The sequence below is a fragment of the Streptomyces sp. WAC 01529 genome, assembly GCF_003945545.1.
Taxonomy (GTDB): domain Bacteria; phylum Actinomycetota; class Actinomycetes; order Streptomycetales; family Streptomycetaceae; genus Streptomyces; species Streptomyces anatolicus.
Map to the genome: position 1 here is coordinate 2,413,093 of NZ_CP029617.1, position 16,445 is coordinate 2,429,537.

The following is a 16,445-nucleotide window of genomic DNA, read 5'->3' on the forward strand; positions in this document are numbered from 1 at the left end:
TCAGCCGGGCAACCCGGCGGTGAGCAGTTCCACGAAGCCGACGTCGGCCTTGGCGACCCCGAAGACCTCGGCACGCCTGAGGGTCCGCTCCGCCCAGGCGCGGTGCGGCTTCACCTCGTTCATCTTGTTCGTGTACGAGGAGCGCAGCACCCCGCCGCCGCCCCGCTCGGGGCGCAGGATGTCCTCGGCGTCGCTGAACTCCTCGTGACTGACCACCGACAGGGCGTGCACGGGCAGGACGTGCGAGGGGTGGATGCAGGTCTTGCCGAGCAGGCCGTTGGCCCGGTCGAGTTCTATCTCGCGGAGCAGGCCGTCCATGTCGTGCTCGATGAGGGCCTGCCGCAGCTCCTCGGCCCGGCCCTCCAGGAAGGGGCTGCGGCGCAGCTGCGGCTTGAACATGCGCTCCTGGACGCGGAAGTACTCCCAGACGGGCCCGGTCACGGTGAACCCCGTGCCGTCGGCCCTGCCGAGCACGTTCACCACGTCCGCGATGACGGAGGCAACGATCTGCACGTCGTACGCGGTCATGTCCGGCGGTCTGCGCAGTCCGTACGCCGAGCAGAAGTCGGTGACACCGAGGCGCAGCGCGAGGACCCGGTCGCGGTACTTGTCGACGGTCCGGGCGATCCCGGTGAGGGTGTCGGCGCGGCTCTCCAGGTGCAGCAGCTCGGGCGACTCCAGGACGGGCATGGCGAAGAGCCGCCGCCCGCCTGCCGCCTCCGCGGCCACGATCGCCTCCAGGAACGGCACGCCCCGCTCCTCGGTGAACTTGGGCAGTACGAATCCGGACAGCAGGCGCAGGCTCGGCCCGAGCCTGCGGGTCAGGTCGGGGATCTGCTCGGCGGCGCGGACCCGGATGAAGAGCAGCGGAGGTTCCACGCCCCGTTCGGCCAGGTCGGCGAAGTGCCGGATCAGATTCTCCTCGGCGTCGGCCACCTCGGCGTCGTCGATGGAGTCCTCCAGGCAGACCACCATGGAGGTCACGCCGCGCCCGGCCTGCTTGAGGATGTCGTCGGCGAGGCGGGGGCGGGTGGCGGGGCTGTAGAGCGTGGCCCCCAGGGCGGAGGCGAGCAGGTGAGGCGGGGAGTCCGCGGTGAAGGCACACGGCTCCCGGTGGAAGAGGCGCCGCCGCACCTCTGGGGCGATGTGCCCGAAATGACGCATGAGATCCCCTGTTATCGCTGTTATCGCCTGTTCCGTCGGCATGGGTCGTTGTGATGTGGCCGGTAATAGTACGTAGAGACGGGTGCCGGGGGTTCCCACCGGGCATGAACTTCAGGTAACCCGGCCATGTCGCACACGCTCACCACACAACCGTCGCACGCTCGCACCACCCGCAGGTCAGGGGCCTGCCGACGCGGCCGGGGCCTTGTGCCCCCCGCGTTGTCCCGCCCGTGCGGGGGAAGGCAGGATGACCGCATGACGCACGCGATGTTGAAGGGGTCCAACGTCCCTCTGGAGGCCTCGGCGGTCCGCGCCGTGCTGCGCTGGACCCCTGGCCAGGGCGTTCCCGACGTCGACGCGTCGGCGCTGCTCCTCGGCGGTGACGGCCGGGTGCGCTCGGACGAGGACTTCGTCTTCTACAACCAGCCGCGCCACCCCGGCGGCACGGTCTGGCGGCTCGGCAAGAAGCGGGTCGCCGAGGGTCTGACCGACACGATTCAGACAGATCTCGCCGGGATGGAGGGCGCGGTGGACCGCGTCCTGCTCGTCGCCTCCGCGGAGGGCGTCGCGTTCCAGCACGTCCCCTCGCTGCGGATCCTGCTGTACGACGCCCTGGTCGCCGACGGCGAGCCGCTCGCCTACTTCGTCATCACTCCGCAGACCGGCGAGGAGACGGCGCTGATCTGCGGGGAGCTGTACCGCCGCGGCGAGGGCTGGAAGTTCCGGGCGCTCGGCGAGGGCTATACGAACGGCCTGGAGGGGCTCGCCTCCGACTTCGGGATCTCCGTGGACGACACGGACTCCGGCACGCCCGAGCCCACACCCTCCGCACCCCCGCCCTCGGCGTCCCAGCCCTCGGCGCCCTTCCCCATGCCCCAGCAGCCCGCGCCCCAGCCGCAGCCCCAGCCCTCGGTGGCCCAGCCCGCGTACGGCTACCCTCCGGCGGCGCCCACCCATCCCGCGCCGATCGGCGGCCCGCCTCCGGTCGCCCAGCCCTCGTACGGCTATCCGCAGCCGGTGACCCCGATGCCGGACCCGAACTTCCGGCTGCCCCCGCAGGGCCCGCAGTTCCTCTCCCGCTGAGGGCGCGGGTCTCGCCGGGGGCGCGGCCGCCGGTGGCACCCGCTCAGCCCACCTTGGTCTTGTAGCCCCGGCCCCACTGCAGCCCCCAGCCGTAGAGCCGGTCCAGCTCCGCCTGGAAGCCGTAGACGAACTTCACCTCGCGGCGCACCATCAGCTCGCCCTTGACGTTCTCGATGGAGACCACCGCGCACGAGCGGGCCTGCGGCTGGCGCTCGTCCAGGTCGATCTCGATCCTCGGCCCGTTGCTGGGGTAGAGCGTGACCTTGGCGTGCGTGCGGTCGAAGGCCGGCGTCTGGTCGTAGATGTACGCGAAGACCAGCAGCCGCTTGATGGACTCGCGGTGGTCGAGGTTGACGTAGATCGTCTCCCCGGACGGCGAGCCGAACCGGTCGTCGCCGCTCAGCTTCACGTACGGCGGCGCGTTGAGGCTGCCGAAGAAGCTCCCCAGCGGCTGTACGACCCCTTTGGTGCCGTCCATCAGCTCGTACAGACAGCCGATGTCGAGGTCCACGTTGACCACGCCCTGGGTGTGCGCCTGCACGACGTCGGGCTGGAACATCTTGAGCGGGTGCCGCAGCAGACCGCGCCCGCGCCGCTGCTTGCCGATGATGTCGGACGTCCGCATCTGCCAGGACAGGTTGACCCGCAGATTGCCGGTGGCCGCGCCCTGCTTGCTGAGCGAGACCGTCGGGTTGCGCTTGGTCAGTTCGATGGAGTTGCTCGCGGCGCTGCCCGATTCGAAGTCCATCGAGCGCCCGCGCCACAGACCGTCCCAGAAGGACATGCCGCCCCCAAGTGTCCTTTGTGCCCCGCACGAATACCGACGGGGCGGCCATGAGGAAACCTCCTCGACGGCCGCCCCGCACAGAGCGTTCCTCACCCTGGCCGCCGTCACACTCCGGAGTACGGAATCGGACAGTTCGGCGAGGGAATCAGTCAGCGTCAGACCCCGGACGAGACCTCGCTCTTCTCTCCCGAGCTGCCCTGCCCCTCGGCCGCGAGCCGCTTGTTGCGCAGCACGGACGAGACGAAGGACCAGGCGATCAGGATGACGCCGACGGAACCGGTGATGACCTCGTGGATCTCGTACTGGATGGTGACGAGGAGGATCACCGCGAGGGCGCCGATCGCGTAGTGCGCGCCGTGCTCCAGGTAGACGTAGTCGTCGAGGGTGCCCTGGCGGACCAGGTAGACGGTGAGCGACCGGACGTACATGGCGCCGATGCCGAGGCCGAGCGCCATCAGGACGATGTCGTTGGTGACGGCGAAGGCACCGATGACGCCGTCGAAGGAGAACGACGCGTCCAGGACCTCCAGGTAGAGGAACATGAAGAACGCGGCCTTGCCCGCCATGACGACGGCGGGGACCTTCTTGCCGCTCTTCCTGGCCTCTTCCTCGGCCTCGTGCTCGCGCTCCTCCTCTTCCTCCAGCTTGTTCTCGAAGTAGCCGGAGAGGCCGCCCACCACCAGATAGGTGATGAGACCGGCGATACCCGAGATGAGGACCGTCTGTGCCTTGTCCACGTGGACGCCACCGTGCTGGTGGGCGTTGGTCGCGAAGGTCATCGCGGTGATCATGAGCACGACGAGGGCGATGCAGACCGACAGCATGTCGACCTTGCCGAGCTTGGCGAGCGGACGCTCGATCCAGCCCAGCCACTTGATGTCACGGTCCTCGAAGATGAAGTCGAGGAAGATCATCAACAGGAACATGCCGCCGAAGGCGGCGATCGACGGGTGAGCGTCGGTGACCAGCTGCTGATACCGGTCCTTGTCGTTGAGCGCGAGGCGCACGGCCTCGATCGGGCCGGTCTTGGCACTGATGGCCACGATGACGACGGGGAAGACCAGCCGCATACCGAAGACCGCGATCAGGACACCGATGGTGAGGAAGATCTTCTGCCAGAAGGCACTCATCTTCTTCAGGATTCCGGCGTTGACCACCGCGTTGTCGAAGGACAGCGAGATCTCGAGGATGGACAGGATGGCGACGACGCCGAATCCTGTCCACCCTCCGTAGAGCACCGCGGCGACAAGGCCGAGCGCGGTCACCGCGAACGACCAGCCGAAGGTTTTCAGAATCACTGGTTACCCAATCGTGTGTGTTACGGGCTCCCGTTGAGCGGTCTCCCCCGCGCCGGTCCCGGCTTTACGAAACGTTGACCCCGAAGTCTAGAGCGATACCTCGCAGGCCCGACGCGTACCCCTGGCCAACGGCGCGGAACTTCCATTCGCCCCCGTATCGGTACACCTCGCCGAAGATCATGGCGGTCTCGGTGGAGGCGTCCTCGGAGAGGTCGTAGCGGGCAAGCTCCTGGCCGTCCGCCTGGTTCACCACGCGGATGAACGCGTTGCTGACCTGGCCGAACGCCTGGCCGCGATTGTCCGCGTCATGGATCGACACGGGAAATATGATCTTGTCGCAGCCGGCGGGCACCTTGGAGAGGTCGACCAGGAGCGACTCGTCGTCGCCGTCGCCCTCACCGGTGGTGTTGTCACCGGTGTGCTCCACGGAGCCGTCGGGGCTCTTCAGGTTGTTGTAGAAGACGAACCACTCGTCGCCGAGCACCTTGCCCGCGTTGCACAGCAGCGCGCTGGCGTCGAGGTCGAAGGGGGCGCCGGTGGTGGAGCGCGCGTCCCAGCCGAGGCCGACGAGGACCTGGGTGAGGTTCGGTGCGGCCTTGGAGAGGGAGACGTTGCCTCCCTTGGCGAGTGTGACGCCCATGTTCGTGGTCCTCCCCGAGGTTGGGTGGTGCGGGCACGCGGTGGTGTGCACGGTGAGCGCGTCCGGCGCCGCACCTCGTGCGTGTGCGGCGCCGGACGTCACGGCGGAGGGGCTGCTCGGCTCAGACGTTGACGCCGAAGTCCTGCGCGATGCCGCGCAGGCCCGAGGCATAGCCCTGGCCGACCGCGCGGAACTTCCACTCCGCGCCGTGGCGGTACAGCTCGCCGAAGACCATGGCGGTCTCCGTCGAGGCGTCCTCGGAGAGGTCGTACCGCGCGATCTCCGCGCCGCCCGCCTGGTTCACCACGCGGATGAACGCGTTGCGGACCTGGCCGAACGACTGCTGGCGCGTCTCGGCGTCGTAGATGGAGACCGGGAAGACGATCTTCTCGACGTCCGCGGGCACCGACGCCAGGTCGACCTTGATCACCTCGTCGTCGCCCTCGCCCTCACCGGTGGTGTTGTCACCGGTGTGCTCGACGGAGCCGTCGGGGCTCTTCAGGTTGTTGAAGAACACGAAGTTCTGGTCGCTGCTGACCTTGCCCTCCGCGTTCGTCAGGATCGCGCTGGCGTCGAGGTCGAAGTCCGTACCTGTGGTGGTGCGGACGTCCCAGCCGAGGCCGACCAGAACCGCGGTCAGACCAGGCGCCTCCTTGCTCAGCGATACGTTGCCGCCCTTGCTGAGGCTGACTCCCACGAGTCCTCCCAATTGGTGTCCAGGGGCGGGGAGCCCCAAGCGTTGCGTTGCCATCGGATCAACGAGTGGATCCTAGTGACCGGTTCCCGGCAGCCACAGGCTCTGCGGCTCAAGAATCACGGGGTGTCGAGCGCGTCGAGCGCCTTGACGTACTCGTTCAGGTCACGCGCGTCGGGCAGGCCGTTGACGACGCTCCAGCGCACGACGCCCTCCTTGTCGATGATGAAGGTGCCGCGCACCGCGCAGCCCTTCTCCTCGTCGAAGACGCCGTACGCGCGCGAGACCTCGCCGTGCGGCCAGAAGTCGGAGATCAGCGGGTACTCCAGGCCCTCCTGCTCGGCGAAGACGCGCAGGGTGTGGATGGAGTCGTTGGAGACGGCGAGCAGCTGCGTGTCGTCGTTGACGAACTTCGGCAGCTCGTCGCGGAGCGCGCACAGCTCACCGGTGCACACGCCCGTGAACGCGAACGGGTAGAAGAGCAGCACCACGTTCTTCTCGCCGCGGAAGTCGGAGAGCCTCACGGAGCGGCCGTGGTTGTCCTTCAGCTCGAACTCGGGGGCCTTGGTGCCGTTCGCGATTCCAGCGAGCGCCATGAGTACGCATCCCTTCGACGGGGCGGGCCCCTCGGATGGGGCCGTTCGGGTGACACCCCACCCTACGTCCGCCGATCTACGTCCCTCCGGGGTCTTCCGGAGCCCTTGCGGATCCCGTCCGGACGCACGTGAGGCCCTCGCCGACGGATGGTCGTCGGTGAGGGCCTCACGGCTGTCTCTGCTGGGATCGCGGCTCGGTGCGCGCGTGGCTAGCGCTTCTTCGAGGCCGCCTTGGGCGTGACCAGGCGGGTACCGCTCCAGTCCTTGCCGGCGTTCGTGCTCTTGGACTGGGACAGGCCCGCGGTGGTGGCCGCCTCGCCGATCTCGCTCGGCTCGACGTAGCCGTCACGACCGGTCTTCGGAGTCAGCAGCAGGATCTGGCCGCCCTCCTCCATGTACGCGATGGCATCCACCAGCGCATCAGTCAGGTCCCCGTCGTCCTCACGGAACCAGAGCACCACGGCATCAGCCACGTCGTCGTAGTCCTCGTCGACCAGCTCTGTGCCGGTGGCCTCCTCGATGGCCTCACGGAGCTCCTGGTCGACGTCTTCGTCGTAGCCGATCTCCTGGACCACCTGGTCGGGCTGGAAACCAAGCCTTACGGCAAGGTTCGTCTCCGCGTGGTCCGCGGTCGCGCTCACGGATTGCCTCCTGATCATGTTTTTCGGGAATGCCTTCAGCCACGCGCGTGCGCGGGGCGTTGGCCGTAGTCCACACGGGCGGGACGGATCGCGCAAGTACCCGGCCGCCGAGACCGCCGAAACGGTGACGTTCCCGGCCGTGTCGCCGCAACTGCCGCCTCATCCGTACGGGACCGAACGGCTCTGCGAAGCGGTTAAGCAGGATGGGCGTATCGTTGCGATTTGGTCGAGCCTACCCCAGGCACACCGGGTGATCGCCTCGGTTACCTCTCGGTAGAGATGACGTTCGCTTCCGTCGGGTACACGATGGGGAGCGGTGCACGGCCAGGCAGTACCCAGGTGAAAGCCCCAACAGCGAAGGAACAGCGTGGCTTCCGGATCCGATCGCAACCCGATCATCATTGGCGGCCTGCCTAGTCAGGTCCCGGACTTCGATCCCGAAGAGACCCAGGAGTGGCTGGACTCCCTCGATGCCGCGGTCGACGAACGCGGCCGTGAGCGGGCCCGCTACCTGATGCTCCGGCTGATCGAGCGCGCCCGCGAAAAGCGCGTGGCCGTTCCCGAAATGCGCAGTACGGATTACGTCAACACGATCGCCACCAAGGACGAGCCCTTCTTCCCCGGCAACGAGGAGATCGAGCGCAAGGTCCTGAACGCGACCCGCTGGAACGCCGCGGTGATGGTCTCGCGCGCCCAGCGCCCCGGCATCGGCGTCGGCGGCCACATCGCCACCTTCGCCTCCTCCGCCTCCCTCTACGACGTGGGCTTCAACCACTTCTTCCGGGGCAAGGACGAGGGCGACGGCGGCGACCAGATCTTCTTCCAGGGGCACGCGTCCCCCGGTATCTACGCCCGCGCCTTCCTCCTGGACCGGCTCTCCGAGCAGCAGCTCGACGCGTTCCGCCAGGAGAAGTCCAAGGCGCCGCACGGCCTGTCCTCGTATCCGCACCCCCGGCTGATGCCGGACTTCTGGGAGTTCCCGACCGTCTCCATGGGCCTCGGCCCGCTCGGCGCGATCTACCAGGCGCGGATGAACCGCTACATGGAGGCGCGCGGCATCGCCGACACCTCCAAGTCGCATGTCTGGGCCTACCTCGGTGACGGCGAGATGGACGAGCCCGAGTCGCTCGGCCAGCTCTCCATCGCCGCCCGCGAGGGCCTGGACAACCTCACCTTCGTCGTCAACTGCAACCTCCAGCGCCTCGACGGCCCGGTGCGCGGCAACGGCAAGATCATCCAGGAGCTTGAGTCGCAGTTCCGCGGCGCCGGCTGGAACGTCATCAAGCTGGTCTGGGACCGCAGCTGGGACCCGCTGCTCGCCCAGGACCGGGACGGCATCCTGGTCAACAAGTTGAACACCACCCCCGACGGGCAGTTCCAGACGTACGCGACCGAGACCGGCGCCTACATCCGCGAGCACTTCTTCGGTGACGACCACCGCCTGCGCGCCATGGTCGAGAACATGACCGACGAGCAGATCCTGCACCTGGGCCGCGGCGGTCACGACCACAAGAAGGTCTACGCGGCCTACGCGGCGGCCAAGGCCCACAAGGGCCAGCCCACGGTGATCCTCGCCCAGACGGTCAAGGGCTGGACCCTCGGCCCGAACTTCGAGGGCCGCAACGCCACGCACCAGATGAAGAAGCTGACGGTCGACGACCTCAAGGGCTTCCGCGACCGCCTGCACATCCCGATCACGGACAAGCAACTGGAGGACGGCGCCCCGCCGTACTACCACCCGGGCCGGGACTCCGAAGAGATCCAGTACATGCACGACCGCCGCAAGGGCCTCGGCGGTTACGTGCCGACCCGCGTGGTGCGCGCGAAGCCCCTCCAGCTCCCCGAGGACAAGACGTACGCGGCCGCGAAGAAGGGCTCGGGCCAGCAGTCGATCGCCACCACCATGGCGTTCGTCCGCATCCTGAAGGACCTCATGCGGGACAAGGAGATCGGCAAGCGTTTCGTGCTGATCGCCCCCGATGAGTACCGCACCTTCGGCATGGACGCGTTCTTCCCTAGCGCGAAGATCTACAACCCGCTCGGCCAGCAGTACGAGGCCGTGGACCGCGAACTCCTCCTCGCCTACAAGGAGTCGCCCACGGGCCAGATGCTGCACGACGGCATCTCCGAGGCGGGCTGCACGGCCTCGCTGATCGCCGCGGGCTCGGCCTACGCCACCCACGGCGAACCGCTCATCCCCGTGTACGTCTTCTACTCGATGTTCGGTTTCCAGCGCACCGGCGACCAGTTCTGGCAGATGGCCGACCAGCTGTCGCGCGGCTTCGTGCTCGGCGCCACCGCCGGCCGCACGACGCTGACCGGCGAGGGCCTCCAGCACGCCGACGGCCACTCGCAGCTGCTCGCCTCGACCAACCCGGGCTGTGTCGCCTACGACCCGGCCTTCGGCTACGAGATCGCGCACATCGTCAAGGACGGTCTGCGCCGGATGTACGGCCCCGACAGCGAGGACGTCTTCTACTACCTCACCGTCTACAACGAGCCGATCCAGCACCCGGCCGAGCCGGCGGACGTGGACGTCGACGGCATCCTCAAGGGCATCTACCGCTTCAAGACCGGTGAGCAGGGCGCCATTCCGGCCCAGATCATCGCGTCCGGCGTCGCGGTGCCGTGGGCGGTCGAGGCCCAGCAGATCCTCGCGTCGGAGTGGAACGTCAAGGCGGACGTCTGGTCGGCGACCTCCTGGAACGAGCTGCGCCGCGAGGCCGTGGACGTGGAGCGCCACAACCTCCTGCACCCCGAGGAGGAGCAGCGCGTCCCGTACGTGACGCGGAAGCTGTCCGGCGCCGAGGGCCCGTTCGTGGCCGTCTCCGACTGGATGCGGAGCGTCCCCGACCAGATCTCCCGCTGGGTGCCCGGCACCTACCAGTCGCTCGGCGCGGACGGCTTCGGCTTCGCCGACACGCGTGGCGCGGCCCGCCGCTTCTTCCACATCGACGCCCAGTCGATCGTGGTCGGCGTGCTGACCGAGCTGGCCCGCGAGGGGAAGGTCGACCGCTCCGTCCTGAAGCAGGCGATCGACCGCTACCAGCTCCTCGACGTCACGGCCGCCGACCCCGGTCCCGCCGGGGGCGACGCGTAACCCTGACAGCGGTACACGCCTCGTCCGGAGGGCGGCGGGCCATGGGTCCCGTCGCCCTCCGGCGTTTCCTACGATGCGCCCATGAAGCATCTACCGGCACAACTCCGCTGGGAACGGCGCACCCAACGTCCGCTCCTCATGCTCGCGGTGGCGTTCGCCGTCGCCTACGCCGTGCCGATCGTCATGCCCGACGCGAGCCGGACCGTCACCCAGACGTGCACGGTCGTGGAGTGGGTCGTCTGGGGTGCTTTCGCCCTCGACTACATCGTGCGCCTCCTCCTCTCCGATCACCGCGGACGGTTCGTCCGCACGCACTGGCTCGACCTGTGTGCCGTGATCCTTCCGATGCTCCAGCCGCTGCGGTTGCTGCGGCTCGTCTCCACGCTGATGCTCGTGGGCCGACGGGCCCGCATGGCGTCGCAGATCACGCTGACCACGTATGTCGTGGGGGCGGTGGTGGGCCTGTTGATGTTCGGCTCGCTCGCGGTGCTCTCCGTGGAGCGGGAGTCGCCGGAGGGGAACATCAAGACGCTCGGCGACGCGGTGTGGTGGTCCTTCACCACGATGACCACCGTCGGCTACGGCGACCACGCTCCGACGACGGGTCTCGGCAGGGTGCTCGCCGTCGGGCTGATGCTGTCGGGCATCGCGCTCCTCGGTGTGGTCACCGCGAACATCGCGGCGTGGTTCATCGCCCGTTTCGAGATGGATGACGTGGAGGAGCGGCGCCAGACGGCGGCGATCCAGGCGCTGACGGCCGAGGTGCAGGCGCTGCGGGCGCAGGTGGCGGCCCTGTCGGGTGTGGTGGTCCCGACGCCCGCCGGGCCTGCCGGTGCCGCCGGGTCCGCGAGGCCCGCCGAGGCCGCCGCCGGGGAGACGGAGGCGCTCGGCGGGACGGCGCGTTATCCCAGTGAGCCCTAGGACCCGGCGGCGTCACGACCCGGGCGTCGCGCGGTCCGGCCCGCTCCGCGACCACGTGCGGCCGCGTGAGCGAGGGTGCGTGCGCGTCCTGCGTCCGAGTCAGCCGGTTCCTGCCTCGGGGAGGCGAGTACCCGCATTCAGTTCTCCCAGACCTTGAAGGCACGCACGCGATATGGCGATTCGGGGGCCCAGGTGCCGCTGCCCGGGTAGGTGTTGAATTCGGCGGTCTCGGCGCACTTCGCGGACTGGTACGCGGTGACGGGCCGGCCGGTGCGGTTGGCGAGAGCCTGCGCGCTGCCCCCCTCCGGCAGCGCGATACAGCTCTCGATGTCGATGTCGGCCAGTTCATACGCATGCCGGGCGCCTTTGAACTTCGCCTTCTCCCAGAGGCACAGCTCACCGGCCGCGCACCGGCCCGATGTGGGCGGGGCCGCGGCCACGGCGTAGGGCGGCGAGAGGATCACCGCCGCCAGTACGGCGAGCGCGGCGAGTAACGCGGCCGTGATGCTCGTGATGGCCGTGGGCATGGTCCTGGGCGTGGTCGTACGCATGTGCTTCAACCCCCGTGTCGTATGGCTCAGTTGTCCGCCTCGTGCGGATCTCTCGTCTGAACTGTGGACCGTCCGACCGCGCCATCGGAAGGGGTACGAATGTGCGTCACCCGGATAGGCGAAAGGCCCCGGGAATACCCCTGAGGGGTTCCCCCCGACCGCCCCCTGACCTGGCCCCTGACCCGGCCCGCCCACCCCAGGCGCCACGCACGGAGCGTGACCGCGGCGCTCCAGATGCGCCTGCTATGCCTCAATTACCCTTACGGAAACGTGATCTGCCTCACGCGATGCACGGTATGCATCGGGGTTCTCCTAGGGTGTTCCGTAGTGACTTCCTTCGACTCATCCCCCCATCTCAACGCCTGGCGCACCCTGCTCGCGCTGGCCGTCGTGTTCGTCATGCTGGCGACCACGGGCTGGACCGCCGTCCGTGACAACGGAGGCGAGTCGTCGCCTCTCGCCGCCGCGCTCTCCGCCTGGGAGCGAGGAAGCATCGACGGGCACGCGCTGCCCGACCCCGACGCCCCCGCCGCTCGGCTCACCCAGTTCTTCGCCTCGCTCGACGAGCGGCAGCGCGACCGGCTGGCCGCCCGCTATCCGCTCGCGGTCGGCAACATGAACGGCGCGCCCACCGAGCTGCGTTACCGCGCGAACCGCATCGCCCTTGGCCAGGCCCGCAAGGTCGAGCGGGAGCGCATGCACGACAAACGCCTCTCGCCCCTCGGGCAGCAGGAGGCCGAGCGCCGGATGAAGCGCTTCGGGGTCATGATGCGCCCGAACCGCCAGGTCCTCGCCTTCGACCCCATGGGCTCCGGGCGTATGGCCGAGGTCTTCGGGGACCTCGACAAGGCGCGTCGTGTCTCCGTGGTGGTGCCCGGCGTCGACACCAACGTGCTGACCTTCGAGCGGACGTTCCGCAAGTACTCGGCGCCGGTGGGCATGGCGAAGGCGCTCTACCGCGAGGAGCGCGCCGTCAGCCCCCGCGCCCGTACCGCCGTGATCGCCTGGGCGGACTACACCGCGCCCGTGGGCATCGGCGTGGACGCGGCCACGTCCATGCGCGCCGAGAGCGGGGCCGTGCGCCTCGACTCCATGGTGCGGGCGCTGCCCGGCCGCTCCCCGGTCGCGCTGTACTGCCACAGCTACGGCTCCGTGGTGTGCGGTGTGGCCGCGCGGACGCTGCCCTCGCGGGTCACCGACATCACGGTCGCGGGCAGCCCCGGCATGCGCGCCGACCGGGCATCGCAGCTGGGTACCGGGGCCCGGATCTGGGCCGCGCGGGACAATGACGACTGGATTCAGGATGTGCCGTACATGGAGGTCGGCGGGCTCGGCCACGGCGCCGACCCGGTCTCCGGCGGCTTCGGCGCGCGGGTGCTCTCCGCCGCGGGCGCCGCGGGGCACACCGGCTACTTCGAGCCGGGCACGGAGAGCCTGCGCAACTTCGCCGAGATCGGCACCGGCGCGTACCAGGGAGTGCGGTGCGCGGGTGCGGACGACGCCTGCCGGAAGAACATTTCCGGTGGGGCGGCGGCCTGACGCGCGTAGAAATCGATGAAACAGCGGCCCGCCGCAGGAGGGACGGAGGCGCGCGTGCCGCCTACGATGAGCCGCATGGGTGATGTACTGGCCGGATTTCACGCCGCCTGGGAGTTCGAGTCCGACTCCGTGCTCATCCGCTTCGAACGGGGAATCCGCACGCCGAAGCTCTACCAAGCGCTCGGTGAACGGCGTATCCCGCATGAGGCGATCGCAGCGGTGACTCTCTCTCCCGGCAAACGCGGGACCGTCGTTCTGCATGCCGTCCCGAGGCCGGGCGCCGATCCTCTGATGGAGGCGGCGGCCGGTCAGCTCAAGGACGGCTGCGACCCGTACCGCTTGGTGCTGCCCGCCGAGCGGGAGACGCTCGCCGAGTACTACGCGGACGAGCTGCGGGCACGGATCACAGCCGACGACGACCCTCCCGACCGCTATCTGGTGGCCGCGCCCGAGGCGCCGCTGCAGTTCAAGGCGTACGACGGGAAGGCCTCGTTCGACGGCAAGCAGGTGTCCTTCCGGTGGTTCTGGACGGGCGCGTCGTCGGCGAAGTGGAAGGCCGGTGACCAGAGCTTCTCCGTCTCGGACCTGACCGGCGTCGAATGGCGTTCGCCGGAGGTCTTCGAGGGCCATCTGCGGCTCCTGCGCCGGGAGTCCCCCGTGGCGCAGCCCGCGCAGGCCGACCAGGATCCGGCGGCCGTGGTCTTCGGGCTCGGTTATGGCCCGGTCCACGAATCGCTGCCGTTCGCCGCGTCGGTCCTCGCGGCGGTGCGCGCCTGCGGCCCGGCCCTGACCTCCGACGGCGTCGGCGCCCCGTCCGTCCCGGCCGTCCGGCGCGACCCGGCGGACATCGCGGACCGCATCCGGCACCTGGGCGAGCTGCACCAGGCGGGGCTGCTCACGGACGAGGAGTTCACGACGAAGAAGACCGAGCTGCTGGCGGAGCTGTGAACAGGGTGCTCGGCTATTCGCGGCCCGCCGAGGTGAACGTCATGTCGGCGTAGCGGTCGCCCGCGACGTCGGCGGCGATCGGGTCGAGCAGGGCGAGTTCGTCGTCGGTGAGGGTGATGCGGGTGGCCGCGGTGTTCTCCTCGACGCGGGTGCGCTTGCGGGTGCCGGGGATCGGGACGACGGGCAGGCCGTGGACCGCGGACTGCTGCCGCACCCAGGCCAGGGCGATCTGGCCGAGGCTCGCGCCGTGGGCTTCGGCGACCGTGCGGACGGGGGCCAGGAGGGCCGCGTTGGCGGCGGCGTTGGCTCCGGTGAACCGGGGCTGCTGGCGGCGGAAGTCGTCCTCGCCCAGCTCCTTGTCGGCGTTGACGAACGCGCCGGTGAGGAAGCCGCGGCCGAGCGGCGAGTAGGGCACGAGTGCCACGCCGAGCTCGGCGGCCGCGGGGACCACGCCCCGCTCGATGTCGCGGCTGAAGAGCGACCACTCCGACTGGACGGCGGCGATGGGGTGGACGGCGTGGGCGGCGCGCAGTTCGTCGCCGGTGACCTCGCTCAGGCCGAGGTGCTTGACCTTGCCCGCGGTGACGAGGTCGGCCATCGCGCCGACCGCCTCCTCGATGGGGACGTCCGGGTCGCGGCGGTGCATGTAGTAGAGGTCGATGGTCTCCGTGCCGAGGCGGCGCAGGCTGGCTTCGACGCTGGAGCGTATGTAGGAGGGGGAGTTGTCGATGCGCCGCTTCGTCGGCTCGCCCGGGTCGATGGCCAGGGCGAACTTGGTGGCGAGGACGATCTCGTCGCGGTGCGCCTTGACGAAGGGGGCGAGGAACTTCTCGTTCTCGCCCATGCCGTAGACATCGGCGGTGTCATAGAGGGTGACGCCCAGTTCGAGGGCGCGGTCCAGGGTGGCGCGGGCCTCCTCGGCGTCGGTCGGGCCGTAGGCGAAGCTCATGCCCATGCAGCCGAGGCCCTGGACACCGACCTCGGGGCCGTGGGTGCCGAGCCGGGCCGTGGCGATCGCGCCGTACGTGTTCTCCACCGTCATCAGTGTCAGAGCCTCTCCGACGCCTTGCGGGCGCCCGCGTATGTGTCGATCTTGTAGTCGAGGACGGCGAGGGTGTCCCGTAGCTCCGCGATGCGGGCGCGGACGTCGCGCCGGGTCCGCTCCAGGAGTTCCTGGCGCTCGGGGAAGGTGTGCTCGCCTTCGCGCACCAGTTCCGCGTAGCGGACCATGTCGGCGACGGGCATCCCGGTCAGCCGGAGCTTGCCGACGAACGCGAGCCAGTTCAGGTCGCGGTTGCGGTAGCGGCGCTGGCCAGTGTGCGAGCGGTCGATGTGGGGCATCAGGCCGATCCGCTCGTACCACCGCAGGGTGTACGCGGTGAGGCCGGTGAAGGCGGCGACCTCGCTGATCGTGTAGTGGTCCTGGCCGTCCGGACGCGGGGGCCCGGCCGGTGGCGACTCGCAGCGGGCGGACCCGGATGCGGGGCGGGATGCTGCGCTCGTGGTCTCCATCACCGTCATGTTCCTCACGCTATGACCTTGGAGTGCGCTCCAAGCAAGCGGATTAGTGGATCGATCGGATCGGTCAGGGGATCTGGGGATCAGCGGAGCAAGGGATCAAGGGGGTCGGTGGGAATCGGGGGGCACCTCTCATTAGGCTCGTGGGCATGCAGAGCTTGGCGATGATCGAGAACTGGCCGGTCCCCACGGCGGCCGCCGCTGTCGTCCGCGCGGACGGGACGGTCGCGGGGACGCACGGGCCGACGGACCGGCGCTTCGCCCTCGCCTCGGTCACCAAACCGCTCGCGGCGTACGCGGCACTGGTCGCGTACGAAGAGGGGGCGGTCGAGCTGGACGAGCCCGCCGGGCCGGAGGGGTCGACGGTACGGCACCTGCTCGCGCACACCAGTGGGCTCGCCTTCGACGAGCACCGGGTGACGTCGGCGCCGGGGACGCGGCGGCTGTACTCGAACGCGGGGTTCGAGGTGCTGGGCGATCACATCGCCAAGGCGACGGACATCCCGTTCGCCGAGTATCTGCGGCAGGCGGTGCTCGAACCGCTCGGGATGACCGCCACCGCGCTGGAGGGCGAGTGTTCGCCCGCCAAGGACGGGGTGTCCACCGTCGACGACCTCGTCAGGTTCGCCGCGGAGGTGCAGGCGCCCCGGCTGCTGGACGCGCGGACGGTGGCGGCGGCGATGACGGTGACGTACCCGGGGCTGAAGGGTGTGCTGCCGGGGTACGGGCACCAGAACCCCAACGACTGGGGGCTCGGTTTCGAGATCCGGGACTCCAAGGCGCCGCACTGGACGGGGAGTTCGTCGTCGCCCCGGACGTTCGGGCACTTCGGGCAGGCCGGCACGTTCCTGTGGGTGGACCCGGACGCGGGGGCGGCCTGTGTCGCCCTCACCGACCGGCCCTTCGGGCCCTGGGCCGCGGAGGTCTGGCCTCCGTTCACGGACGCGGTGCTCGCGGACCTCTGA

At 69.4% G+C, this 16,445-nt stretch carries 16 protein-coding genes; 6 read left to right on the forward strand and 10 right to left on the reverse strand.

The genetic code is table 11. The features are described 5' to 3' along the window. Positions 1-1,164: an HpcH/HpaI aldolase/citrate lyase family protein gene (locus DMA15_RS10830; RefSeq protein ID WP_125512568.1), complete on the reverse strand. Its 1,164-nt coding sequence runs from the start codon at positions 1,162-1,164 to the stop codon at positions 1-3. Positions 1,165-1,419: 255 nt separating this feature from the next. On the opposite strand from DMA15_RS10830, the gene DMA15_RS10835 reads away from it, so the two are divergent. Beyond that, the gene (locus DMA15_RS10835) at positions 1,420-2,247 is read left to right on the forward strand and encodes a TerD family protein (protein ID WP_125512569.1); all 828 of its coding nucleotides are present in this window, start codon (positions 1,420-1,422) and stop codon (positions 2,245-2,247) included. A gap of 43 nt (positions 2,248-2,290) precedes the next feature. Here the strand turns inward: DMA15_RS10835 and DMA15_RS10840 are convergent, their stop codons facing one another. From DMA15_RS10840 to DMA15_RS10865, 6 genes are all read right to left on the reverse strand, one after another. Continuing rightward, positions 2,291-3,031, reverse strand: coding sequence for a Tellurium resistance (locus tag DMA15_RS10840; RefSeq protein ID WP_125512570.1), 741 nt, complete (start codon positions 3,029-3,031; stop codon positions 2,291-2,293). Between the two features lie 158 nt (positions 3,032-3,189). Further along, positions 3,190-4,332: a DUF475 domain-containing protein gene (locus tag DMA15_RS10845; RefSeq protein WP_125512571.1), complete on the reverse strand. Its 1,143-nt coding sequence runs from the start codon at positions 4,330-4,332 to the stop codon at positions 3,190-3,192. Positions 4,333-4,396: 64 nt separating this feature from the next. Further along, positions 4,397-4,972 (reverse strand): TerD family protein, encoded by a 576-nt coding sequence (locus DMA15_RS10850; protein ID WP_125512572.1) that lies wholly within the window; start codon positions 4,970-4,972, stop codon positions 4,397-4,399. 121 nt (positions 4,973-5,093) lie between these two features. Beyond that, positions 5,094-5,669 (reverse strand): TerD family protein, encoded by a 576-nt coding sequence (locus tag DMA15_RS10855; protein WP_125512573.1) that lies wholly within the window; start codon positions 5,667-5,669, stop codon positions 5,094-5,096. Positions 5,670-5,785: 116 nt separating this feature from the next. Further along, the gene (locus tag DMA15_RS10860; RefSeq protein WP_125512574.1) at positions 5,786-6,262 is read right to left on the reverse strand and encodes a peroxiredoxin; all 477 of its coding nucleotides are present in this window, start codon (positions 6,260-6,262) and stop codon (positions 5,786-5,788) included. 209 nt (positions 6,263-6,471) lie between these two features. Further along, complete coding sequence (locus tag DMA15_RS10865) at positions 6,472-6,903, reverse strand: DUF3052 domain-containing protein (protein WP_125512575.1); 432 nt, start codon at positions 6,901-6,903, stop codon at positions 6,472-6,474. Positions 6,904-7,270: 367 nt separating this feature from the next. Here DMA15_RS10865 and aceE point away from each other — a divergent pair, with 367 nt between their 5' ends. Together aceE and DMA15_RS10875 are read left to right on the forward strand one after the other, a co-directional pair. Beyond that, positions 7,271-10,003 (forward strand): pyruvate dehydrogenase (acetyl-transferring), homodimeric type, encoded by a 2,733-nt coding sequence (gene aceE / locus DMA15_RS10870; RefSeq protein ID WP_125512576.1) that lies wholly within the window; start codon positions 7,271-7,273, stop codon positions 10,001-10,003. An 81-nt stretch (positions 10,004-10,084) separates the two neighbouring features. Next, on the forward strand, positions 10,085-10,924 hold the full coding sequence (locus tag DMA15_RS10875) for a potassium channel family protein (protein ID WP_125512577.1): 840 nt from the start codon (positions 10,085-10,087) through the stop codon (positions 10,922-10,924). A gap of 137 nt (positions 10,925-11,061) precedes the next feature. On the opposite strand, the gene DMA15_RS10885 is transcribed toward DMA15_RS10875, so the two are convergent. Further along, on the reverse strand, positions 11,062-11,475 hold the full coding sequence (locus DMA15_RS10885) for a peptidase inhibitor family I36 protein (RefSeq protein ID WP_164551725.1): 414 nt from the start codon (positions 11,473-11,475) through the stop codon (positions 11,062-11,064). Between the two features lie 327 nt (positions 11,476-11,802). Here DMA15_RS10885 and DMA15_RS10890 point away from each other — a divergent pair, with 327 nt between their 5' ends. Both DMA15_RS10890 and DMA15_RS10895 read left to right on the forward strand, forming a co-directional pair. Beyond that, positions 11,803-13,014, forward strand: a complete 1,212-nt coding sequence (locus DMA15_RS10890) for an alpha/beta hydrolase (RefSeq protein ID WP_125512578.1) — start codon at positions 11,803-11,805, stop codon at positions 13,012-13,014. A 75-nt stretch (positions 13,015-13,089) separates the two neighbouring features. Beyond that, the gene (locus tag DMA15_RS10895; protein WP_206302705.1) at positions 13,090-13,962 is read left to right on the forward strand and encodes a DUF4429 domain-containing protein; all 873 of its coding nucleotides are present in this window, start codon (positions 13,090-13,092) and stop codon (positions 13,960-13,962) included. A 13-nt stretch (positions 13,963-13,975) separates the two neighbouring features. On the opposite strand, the gene DMA15_RS10900 is transcribed toward DMA15_RS10895, so the two are convergent. Together DMA15_RS10900 and DMA15_RS10905 are read right to left on the reverse strand one after the other, a co-directional pair. After that, positions 13,976-15,004 carry an aldo/keto reductase gene (locus tag DMA15_RS10900; RefSeq protein ID WP_125512579.1) on the reverse strand — a complete coding sequence of 343 codons (1,029 nt, stop codon included), beginning with the start codon at positions 15,002-15,004 and terminating at the stop codon, positions 13,976-13,978. Between the two features lie 5 nt (positions 15,005-15,009). Beyond that, positions 15,010-15,483 carry a MerR family transcriptional regulator gene (locus tag DMA15_RS10905; RefSeq protein ID WP_125512580.1) on the reverse strand — a complete coding sequence of 158 codons (474 nt, stop codon included), beginning with the start codon at positions 15,481-15,483 and terminating at the stop codon, positions 15,010-15,012. Between the two features lie 146 nt (positions 15,484-15,629). Between DMA15_RS10905 and DMA15_RS10910 the strand changes: the two genes are divergently transcribed. Beyond that, the gene (locus tag DMA15_RS10910) at positions 15,630-16,445 is read left to right on the forward strand and encodes a serine hydrolase domain-containing protein (RefSeq protein WP_125512581.1); all 816 of its coding nucleotides are present in this window, start codon (positions 15,630-15,632) and stop codon (positions 16,443-16,445) included.

What these genes read in the sequence shown, in the direction of transcription:
- DMA15_RS10895 (WP_206302705.1), top strand. Translation starts at nt 13,090, where the DNA reads ATGGGTGATGTACTGGCCGGATTTCACGCCGCCTGGGAGTTCGAGTCC.
- DMA15_RS10850 (WP_125512572.1), bottom strand. Translation starts at nt 4,972, where the DNA reads ATGGGCGTCACACTCGCCAAGGGAGGCAACGTCTCCCTCTCCAAGGCC.
- DMA15_RS10860 (WP_125512574.1), bottom strand. Translation starts at nt 6,262, where the DNA reads ATGGCGCTCGCTGGAATCGCGAACGGCACCAAGGCCCCCGAGTTCGAG.
- DMA15_RS10885 (WP_164551725.1), bottom strand. Translation starts at nt 11,475, where the DNA reads ATGCGTACGACCACGCCCAGGACCATGCCCACGGCCATCACGAGCATC.
- DMA15_RS10830 (WP_125512568.1), bottom strand. Translation starts at nt 1,164, where the DNA reads ATGCGTCATTTCGGGCACATCGCCCCAGAGGTGCGGCGGCGCCTCTTC.
- DMA15_RS10840 (WP_125512570.1), bottom strand. Translation starts at nt 3,031, where the DNA reads ATGTCCTTCTGGGACGGTCTGTGGCGCGGGCGCTCGATGGACTTCGAA.
- DMA15_RS10875 (WP_125512577.1), top strand. Translation starts at nt 10,085, where the DNA reads ATGAAGCATCTACCGGCACAACTCCGCTGGGAACGGCGCACCCAACGT.
- DMA15_RS10900 (WP_125512579.1), bottom strand. Translation starts at nt 15,004, where the DNA reads ATGACGGTGGAGAACACGTACGGCGCGATCGCCACGGCCCGGCTCGGC.
- DMA15_RS10910 (WP_125512581.1), top strand. Translation starts at nt 15,630, where the DNA reads ATGCAGAGCTTGGCGATGATCGAGAACTGGCCGGTCCCCACGGCGGCC.
- DMA15_RS10905 (WP_125512580.1), bottom strand. Translation starts at nt 15,483, where the DNA reads ATGACGGTGATGGAGACCACGAGCGCAGCATCCCGCCCCGCATCCGGG.
- DMA15_RS10835 (WP_125512569.1), top strand. Translation starts at nt 1,420, where the DNA reads ATGACGCACGCGATGTTGAAGGGGTCCAACGTCCCTCTGGAGGCCTCG.